The following is a 2,616-nucleotide window of genomic DNA, read 5'->3' as shown; positions in this document are numbered from 1 at the left end:
TTGGCTGAGAAATGACAGAACACAACCCGATCAGCAGGAGCAGAGAGTAGCTTAATTTACGCCAGATCCTGTCCAACAAATGGGGAGTAGCTCACTCGACCATCCAAAAGGCCGCGAACGGAAAACAAAAAACTGCATCAAGGAGTATAGGAGTACTCCTAGATACACTATTTGAAAGCCGTTGGTCAAAAGCAGTTGCGCTTGTAGCTTCAATCGTAGGAATCGTCTTATTTATAAAAGACACCCTAACTTAAAAAAGCCCCCCAACTTTCGTGGAGGGCTTCTTCATATCTACCAGTTCCGAGAGTCTCAGAGACCGGTGGTCACGTCGATCGAGTTACCTTCTTCGAGTGTGACGTAGGCTTTCTTGACGTCTTTACGTTTGCCGGGCTGACCGCGGAAACGCTTGGTCTTACCTTTGGTGACAACCGTGTTGACCGCTTTCACCTTCACACCAAAAAGCTCTTCAATCGCTTTTTTGATCTGCGGCTTATTGGAGTCGATGGCGACTTCAAAAACCACAGCACCGTTTTCAGAAGCCAGCGTGGCTTTCTCGGTGATGATCGGCTTGCGGATCACGTCGTAGAGTTCAGCTTTGTTGGTCATTTCAGGCGAGCCTCCAGAGCTTCGACCCCTGCTTTGGTGATCACGAGCGTGTCACGTTTCAGGATGTCATAGACGTTGGCGCCAATGGTCGGCAGCACGTCAACGTTGGCGAGGTTCGCAGCCGCAGCTTTGAAGTTCGCATCAACGTCAGCACCGTCGATCACCAGAACGCGCTTCCAGCCCTGCTCTTTGACAGCTTTCGCCAGCAATGCGGTTTTGGCTTCTGCGAGTTTCGCATCTTCCACAACCACGAGATTGCCAGAGGCCGCTTTCGCGGAGAGTGCGTGCTTCAGACCAAGCTTGCGGAATTTCTTCGTCAGCTCGTGGCCATGGGAACGCGGGGTCGGGCCTTTGTAGATACCACCTTTACGGAAGATCGGTGCCTTGCGGGAGCCGTGGCGTGCGCCGCCGGTGCCTTTTTGGCGATAGATCTTTTTGGTGGAGTAGGACACTTCCGAGCGGGTCTTGACCTTGTGCGTGCCTTGCTGCGCGTTGTTACGCTGCCAGCGAACCACACGGTGCAGGATGTCTGCACGCGGCTCAAGACCGAAAAGAGCCTCGTCGAGGTCCAGTTTGATCACGTTGAAAGTCATGCTTCACCTCCTTCTGCCGGAGCTTCTTCGGCAGGTGCCGCAGTTGCTTCGGTGGCAGCGGATTTCAGAGCGGCCGGAAGGGGAAGATCGGCAGGTGCCGCTTTCTTCACAGCGTCTTTGATGGTGACCCAGCCGCCTTTGGAGCCCGGAACAGCGCCTTTGACCATGATCAAGCCACGGTCGGCATCCGTACGGACAACCTGAAGGTTTTGGGTGGTAACACGGGCAGCACCCATGTGACCGGCCATCTTTTTCCCTTTGAACACACGACCCGGATCTTGACACTGACCAGTGGAACCGTGGGAACGGTGGGAGATGGACACACCGTGCGTTGCACGCAAACCGCCGAAGTTGTGGCGTTTCATGGCACCGGCAAAACCTTTACCGATAGATGTGCCGGAAACGTCAACATACTGACCCTCGAGGTAGTGGTCAGCGGAGATTTCCGCGCCCACTTCGATCAGCTTGTCTTCGTCCACGCGGAATTCAGCCACTTTGCGCTTCGGTGCGACATTGGCCGCAGCGAAGTGACCGCGCATGGCTTGCGAGGTGCGTTTTGCTTTTGCGTTGCCCGCGCCGAGCTGAACAGCGGTATAGCCGTCTTTCTCGGTGGTACGTTGGGCAACCACTTGCAAGTTTTCGAGTTGAAGAACGGTCACAGGAATCTGCTTCCCGTCTTCCATGAAGAGGCGGGTCATGCCGACCTTCTTCGCGATAACGCCAGAGCGCAACATATCTATTGCCCCCCTTAGACTTTGATCTCGACATCCACACCAGCGGCGAGGTCGAGCTTCATCAGCGCGTCCACGGTCTGGGGGGTCGGGTCAACGATGTCGAGAAGACGCTTGTGCGTACGGATCTCGAACTGATCGCGGGATTTCTTGTCGATGTGAGGACCACGGAGAACCGTGAACTTCTCAATCTTGTTCGGCAGCGGGATCGGGCCACGGACCTGAGCGCCAGTGCGCTTTGCCGTGTTGACGATTTCCTGTGTCGACGCGTCGAGCACGCGGAAATCAAATGCCTTCAGCCGAATACGGATGTTCTGGCTTTGCATTGCATTGCCTTTCTTAGGCTATTGAGGTTGAGAGGAAGATGCACGCGCATCGCACACCCTCGTCGAACCTTTTGGTGCGGTTGACCCGAGGCCAGTGGCCTATACCGAATCCCTACACCAACACTCGCCTCGCGACGAATTCGCGCGATATAGAGGGGATTAGGAGTTGTGGCAAGAGTGTTTGTGCAACTCGCACATTTTAACCGGCACTTCCGTGAAGGTGATTTCAGTTTACAGCCATCACCCCAGAGAGAACTTACCAACAAAAAGGGCCCCACTTTCGTGAGGCCCTTCTGTCTCTTAATCAGCGTGGCTGATTATTCGATGATTTTGGACACAACGCCCGAACCAACGGTGCGG

At 54.7% G+C, this 2,616-nt stretch carries 4 protein-coding genes; all 4 read right to left on the bottom strand.

What is annotated here, in order from left to right; genetic code table 11:
• Positions 1 to 309: 309 nt before the first annotated feature.
• The 4 genes from BM152_RS18650 to rpsJ are packed head-to-tail and all read right to left on the bottom strand — an operon-like array spanning position 310 to position 2,256.
• Positions 310 to 606 carry a 50S ribosomal protein L23 gene (locus tag BM152_RS18650; RefSeq protein ID WP_066607452.1) on the bottom strand — a complete coding sequence of 99 codons (297 nt, stop codon included), beginning with the start codon at positions 604 to 606 and terminating at the stop codon, positions 310 to 312.
• Positions 603 to 1,199 (bottom strand): 50S ribosomal protein L4, encoded by a 597-nt coding sequence (gene rplD / locus BM152_RS18645; RefSeq protein WP_066607449.1) that lies wholly within the window; start codon positions 1,197 to 1,199, stop codon positions 603 to 605. The genes BM152_RS18650 and rplD overlap by 4 nt, the downstream gene beginning before the upstream one ends.
• Positions 1,196 to 1,930, bottom strand: a complete 735-nt coding sequence (gene rplC, locus BM152_RS18640) for a 50S ribosomal protein L3 (RefSeq protein ID WP_170845893.1) — start codon at positions 1,928 to 1,930, stop codon at positions 1,196 to 1,198. Before rplC ends, rplD begins: the two co-directional genes overlap by 4 nt.
• Before the next feature lie 17 nt (positions 1,931 to 1,947).
• Positions 1,948 to 2,256 (bottom strand): 30S ribosomal protein S10, encoded by a 309-nt coding sequence (rpsJ, locus tag BM152_RS18635; protein WP_066607445.1) that lies wholly within the window; start codon positions 2,254 to 2,256, stop codon positions 1,948 to 1,950.
• Between the last annotated feature and the right edge of the window lie 360 nt (positions 2,257 to 2,616).

Source organism: Celeribacter halophilus, assembly GCF_900114135.1.
Taxonomy (GTDB): Bacteria; Pseudomonadota; Alphaproteobacteria; order Rhodobacterales; family Rhodobacteraceae; genus Celeribacter; species Celeribacter halophilus.
This window is presented reverse-complemented; position numbering and strand designations above follow the sequence as displayed.